The organism is Kitasatospora sp. NPDC056076 (assembly GCF_042266305.1).
Classification (GTDB): domain Bacteria; phylum Actinomycetota; class Actinomycetes; order Streptomycetales; family Streptomycetaceae; genus Kitasatospora.
On record NZ_JBHJWG010000106.1, the window covers coordinates 1 to 5161 of the forward strand.

A 5161-nucleotide genomic window follows, 5' to 3' on the forward strand; every position below is an offset into this window, starting at 1 on the left:
CACGACCCCGTCCCGTCGGCCCCTGCGACGGTCGCCGCGGAGGTCCCGTTCTACGGCGACCACCAGGCGGGCATCGCCACCCCCGTCCAGGACCGGCTGCACTTCGCGGCCTTCGACGTCTCCGAGAAGGCCACCCGGGAGTCCCTGGTCAAGCTGCTCAAGGAGTGGACCAAGGCGGCCGCCGCGATGACCGGCGGCCGCGAGGTCGGCACCGGCGCCGTCCCGGCCTCCGCCGAGGCCCCGCCGGACGACACCGGCGAGGCCCTCGGCCTGCCCGCCTCCCGGCTCACCCTCACCATCGGCTTCGGCCCCGGCCTGTTCGAGAAGGACGGCGTCGACCGCTTCGGCCTCAAGGCCCAGCGCCCCGAGGCCCTGATCGAGCTGCCCACCTTCAAGGGCGACAAGCTCGACCCGCTGCGCAGCGGCGGCGACCTGTGCGTCCAGGCCTGCGCCGACGACCCGCAGGTCGCGGTGCACGCGATCCGCAACCTGGCCCGGATCGGCATGGGCACCGTCAACATCCGCTGGTCCCAGCTCGGCTTCGGCAAGACCTCCTCGACCACCCCGGACCAGCAGACCCCGCGCAACCTCATGGGGTTCAAGGACGGCACCCACAACATCGCGGGCAGCGACGGCGCCAACCTCGCCGAGCACGTCTGGGCCGCCCCCGGCGACGGCCCGGAGTGGATGACCGGCGGCTCCTACCTGGTCGCCCGGCGGATCCGGATGCACATCGAGACCTGGGACCGCGCCCCGCTCAAGGACCAGGAGGACACCTTCGGCCGCACCAAGGGCGAGGGCGCCCCGTACGGCAAGGCCAAGGAGCACGACGCCCCCGACCTCAAGGCGATGCCCGCGACCTCCCACGTCGCCCTGGCCCACCCGGACGCCAACAACGGCCTGATGATCCTGCGCCGCGGCTTCTCCTTCACCGACGGCACCGACGGCCTCGGCCGCCTGGACGCCGGCCTGTTCTTCCTCGCCTACCAGCGCGACACCCGCAAGGCCTTCGTCCCGCTCCAGCAGCGGCTCGCGGCCACGGACAAGCTCAACGAGTACATCCAGCACGTCGGCTCCGCCCACTTCGCCTGCCCGGCGGGTGTCCGCAAGCCGGGGGAGTGGTGGGGTCAGGCCCTCTTCGGCTGAGCCTTCCCACCTCCAACACCTCTAGGAGTCAGCCGTGTTCGGCAACTACCTGATCGGCCTGCGCGAAGGCCTCGAAGCCAGCCTGGTCGTCTGCATCCTGATCGCGTACCTGGTCAAGACCGACCGCCGGGACAAGCTGCCGCCGGTGTGGCTCGGCGTCACCGCGGCCGTGGTGCTCTCCATGGTCTTCGGCGCGGTCCTCCAGTTCGGTTCCTCGCAGCTCACCTTCGAGGCCCAGGAGGCGCTCGGCGGCTCGCTGTCGATCATCTCGGTCGGGCTGGTGACCTGGATGGTGTTCTGGATGCGGCGCACCGCCCGGCACCTCAAGACCGAGCTGCACGGCAAGTTGGACGCGGCGATCGCGATGGGCACCACGGCGCTGGTGGTCACCTCCTTCCTGGCGGTGGGCCGCGAGGGCCTGGAGACCGCGCTGTTCATCTGGTCCGCGGTGCAGGCCACCGACGACGGCTGGAACCCGCTGGTCGGCGCCGCGCTCGGCCTGCTCACCTCGGTGGTCCTCGGCTGGCTGTTCTACCGCGGCGCGTTGAAGATCAACCTGGCCAAGTTCTTCACCTGGACCGGCGCGATGCTGGTCGTGGTCGCGGCCGGCGTCCTCGCCTACGGCGTCCACGACCTCCAGGAGGCCGGCTGGCTGCCCGGCCTGCACGCCACGGCCTTCGACATCTCCAGCACCATCCCCAAGGACAGCTGGTACGGCACCCTGCTCAAGGGCGTGTTCAACTTCCAGCCGGACCCGACGGTGCTCCAGCTGGTCGTCTGGCTGGCGTACCTGGTGCCCACGCTGGCCGTGTTCTTCAACCTGTTCGGGAACCGGGCGAAGCCCGTCACGGCCAAGCCGGCCGCCTGACCCCCGGCCGTTGAGCGCACGCCGCACCGCAGAACTCACCGCACCGCCCCGCCCGGCACCCCGCCGGGCGGGGCGCTGTCGTTCCGGAGCGGTGTCCCGTGCCCCGTGCTCCGGGTTCGGAGTCACACCCCCACCCCGCCCCGCGATGCCGGTCCCCGGCACGAGACGCAGGGGGCGAGCTGCGAGGACGCGACGTACGGACGCGACGTACGGATGCGACGTAGAGACAAGGGGCGGGCACCCGGGCAGGCGCGAGGAGCAAGGCCGGAGCCCCGGACGGTTGTGACCGTCCGGGGCTCCGTGGGTGGCGGGGTGGGGCTACTGGCTCTTGATCGCGTCCAGGATGTCCAGCTTCGCCGCCCGGTAGGCCGGCCAGAGCGCGGCCAGCAGGCCGATCACGGCGGCCGCGAGCAGGAAGCCGCCGATCTGCAGCGGCGGCACCACGGTGCTGATGCCCTTGAGGTCACCGGCCATCGTGCGGACGACCGCCCAGGCGGACAGGATGCCCAGGCCGACCCCGACCAGGCCGCCGAACAGCGCGATCAGCAGGGACTCCAGCCGGACCATCCGGCGGATGCCGAGCCGGTCCAGGCCGATCGCCCGCAGCATGCCGATCTCCCGGCGGCGCTCGAACACCGACATCGCCATGGTGTTGACGACGCCGAGGACGGCGATCACCACGGACATGCCGAGCAGCCCGTACATCAGGTTCAGGATGCTGTCGACGGTCTTCCTGCTCTCCGACTTGATGTCCTTGTCGCCCTTGACGGCGATCAGCGGGTTGCCGCCGGTGGCGTCCCGGAGCGACTGCTTGAGCTGCTCGGTCGCGCCGTTCGTGCCCTTGACGAGGATCTTGTCCAGGCCGGAGCCCGGCTTGGCGTGCGGGCCGACCACGGCCTCGGGCGCGATCAGGCTGGCCAGCGCGGTGTTGGCCTCCAGGACGCCGCCGACGGTGAGCGCGCCCTTGGTGCCGTCCGGGTAGGTGACGGCGAGGGTGTCGCCGAGCTTGTAGCCGGCGCGCTCGCTGCGGCCGGAACTGACCAGCAGCTTGCCCTGCTTGAGGGCGTCCGCGGAGCCCTCCTTGATCTTGACGGTGGCGAGCTGGTCGATGGTGGCCGCGTCGACCGCGGTCAGCCACTCCTGGTTCCCGTCCTGCTCGCCCTGGCCCTGGCCCTTGGCCTGGCCGACGGTGACGGGGAGCCCGCGCTCGGTGCTCATCACGCTGACGCCGGGCGTCCTGGCGACCTGGGCGGCGACGTCGTCGGAGAGCTTCGAGCCGTTCTGCATGGCGACGGTGTAGTCGGCCTTGATGTCGCTGTCCGCGGAGTTGTCCACGGCCTTGTTCACCGAGGCGCCGATCACGGTCAGGGAGGTGATCAGGGTGACGCCGATGGTCAGCGCCGAGGCGGTGGCCGCGGTGCGGCGCGGGTTGCGGACGGCGTTCTCCTGGGCGAGCTTGCCCGGGGTGCCGTAGACGGCGCGCAGCACGGGGGCGAGCAGCGCGATCAGCGGTCGGGACAGCAGCGGGGTCAGCACGAACACGCCGAGCAGCAGCGCGGCCGCGCCGAGGCCGACCAGCTTGACCTCCTTGCCGCTGACGCCGGCGGCCAGCGAGCCCAGTCCGGCGACCGAGAACAGCAGCCCGATGGTGTTGCGGACCACCAGGCTCTTCTGGGTGGCGGGCTGCTCGGTGGCGCTCATCGCCGCCACGGGTGCGATCCGGGAGGCCCGGCGGGCGGGCAGCCAGGCGGCCACCAGGGTGACCAGCACGCCGGTCGCGAGCGAGGTCAGGACGGTGAGCGGGGCGACCAGCAGCGGGCCGTCCGGCAGGTTGGCGTCCATCGGGCCGTTGAGCAGCGCCTTGATGCCGAGGGCGATGCCGATGCCGGCCAGCAGGCCGCCGACCGAGGCGGTGAGGCCGACCAGGACGGCCTCGATCTTCACCGAGCGGGTGATCTGCCGACGCGTGGCGCCGACGGCGCGCAGCAGCGCCAGTTCCCGGGTGCGCTGGGCGACCAGCATGGAGAAGGTGTTGGCGATGATGAAGACGCCGACGAACAGCGCGATGCCGGCGAAGCCCAGGAAGAAGGTGTTCAGGACCTTGGTGAGCTTGCCGATCATCTTGTCCTGCTCGGCGGCCAGTTCGCGGCCGGTCTTGGCCTCGATGTTGTCGGCCTGGGGGAGCACCTGCTTGACGGCGGTGAGCAGGGCGGCGTCGTCGGTGCCCGGCTTGGCCTTGACGTCCAGCTCCGCGAAGCGGCCGGGGCTCAGGTAGAGCGACTGGGCGGTGGCGGTGTCGAAGGCGGCCAGCGAGCCGCCGGCGATCACCCGCGGGTCGTTGGTGTGCAGGGTGCCGGTGAGCTTGAGCTGCATCACCGGACCGTTGACGGCGACCCGGACGGTGTCGCCGACCTTGTAGCCGCCCTTCTCGGCGGTCTTGGTGTCCAACGCGATCTCGGTGGCGTCCTTGGGGCCGCGGCCCTCGACCAGCGGGTAGCGCGGGTCGGTGCCGTCGGCGCCCGGCACGTAGTTGGTGCCGGTGGTGGAGAAGCCGTTGCCGATCAGCGCGCCCTTCTTGTCCGCGATGCCGGCGAAGCCGCTGACGACGCCGCGGGCCTCGGCGGTGCCGGGCAGGGCGGCGACCTTCTTCCGGGTCTCCTCGGTGAGGTTGGGGGTGTCGGCGGCGATCGCGCCGACGTCGTAGCCGTTGCTGACGGCCGCGTCGTCGCTGACCGTGACGGCGATGTCGGCGTAGCTCTTGGAGTTCTGGCTCCGGAGGGCCTGGCCCATGGTGTCGGTGAAGATGAGCGTGCCGGCGACGAAGGCGGTGCCGAGCATGACGGCGAGCATCGTCATCAGCAGGCGGCCCTTGTGGGCCAGTACGTTGCGCAGTGCGGTGCGGAACATGGGGGAGCGTCAGTCCTGGGGGTACTCGGGGGCAGGTGGGCTCGGACGTGCGAACGGGCTCAGCTGGTGCGGCCCTTGGCGTCGAAGCGGCGCATGCGGTCCAGGACGGTGTCGGCGGTGGGGTTGTGGAGTTCGTCGACGATCCTGCCGTCGGCGAGGAAGACGACGCGGTCGGCGTAGGCGGCGGCGACGGGGTCGTGGGTGACCATGACGACGGTCTGGCCGAGTTCGCGTACGGAG

3 protein-coding genes and 1 pseudogene are annotated in these 5161 nt (G+C 71.5%); 2 read left to right on the top strand and 2 right to left on the bottom strand.

All coding sequences use genetic code 11. The annotated features are described in order from the left end of the window. Together efeB and efeU are read left to right on the top strand one after the other, a co-directional pair. On the top strand, positions 1-1146 hold a 1146-nt coding region (gene efeB / locus ACFC1T_RS38060), incomplete at its 5' end, for an iron uptake transporter deferrochelatase/peroxidase subunit (RefSeq protein WP_375897306.1). Positions 1147-1180: 34 nt separating this feature from the next. Beyond that, a complete protein-coding gene (gene efeU, locus ACFC1T_RS38065; RefSeq protein WP_375897308.1) occupies positions 1181-2014 on the top strand; it encodes an iron uptake transporter permease EfeU in 834 nt (277 codons plus the stop codon). A 318-nt stretch (positions 2015-2332) separates the two neighbouring features. Here the strand turns inward: efeU and ACFC1T_RS38070 are convergent, their stop codons facing one another. Together ACFC1T_RS38070 and ACFC1T_RS38075 are read right to left on the bottom strand one after the other, a co-directional pair. After that, a complete protein-coding gene (locus ACFC1T_RS38070) occupies positions 2333-4921 on the bottom strand; it encodes an ABC transporter permease (RefSeq protein WP_375897311.1) in 2589 nt (862 codons plus the stop codon). 59 nt (positions 4922-4980) lie between these two features. Beyond that, positions 4981-5161, bottom strand: a pseudogene (locus ACFC1T_RS38075) (ABC transporter ATP-binding protein); the annotation flags it as partial.